1 pseudogene is annotated in these 273 nt (G+C 58.6%); it reads left to right on the top strand.

From position 1 onward, the window contains the following. Nucleotides 1-273 (top strand): annotated as a pseudogene (locus R0J92_RS23000) (mannitol dehydrogenase family protein); the annotation flags it as partial.

Here is a 273-nt window from a genome sequence, read left to right as displayed (position 1 = left end):
ATTGTGGCGGATGCCACCCATCCAGATCAACCGAACACCGTCTTCGGTCTGATTGTGCAGGCGCTGAAATTGCGTAAGGCGGCTGGTGTGCAGCCTTTCACCGTGATGTCGTGTGATAACATTCCGGGCAATGGGCATGTGACCGAAGATGCTGTCGTCGGTCTCGCGAACCTTGACGATCCCGCCTTTGCCGATTGGATTGCAGCCCAAGTCGCTTTTCCAACTTCCATGGTGGACCGCATTACCCCGGCCACCGGCGCGCGTGACCGCGAG

The sequence above is a fragment of the Tritonibacter sp. SIMBA_163 genome (genome assembly GCF_046535935.1).
In the GTDB taxonomy this organism is placed as follows: Bacteria; Pseudomonadota; Alphaproteobacteria; order Rhodobacterales; family Rhodobacteraceae; genus Epibacterium; species Epibacterium scottomollicae.
The sequence above is the reverse complement of the archived record's forward strand: the minus strand, read 5'-3'. Positions and strand labels throughout refer to the sequence as shown.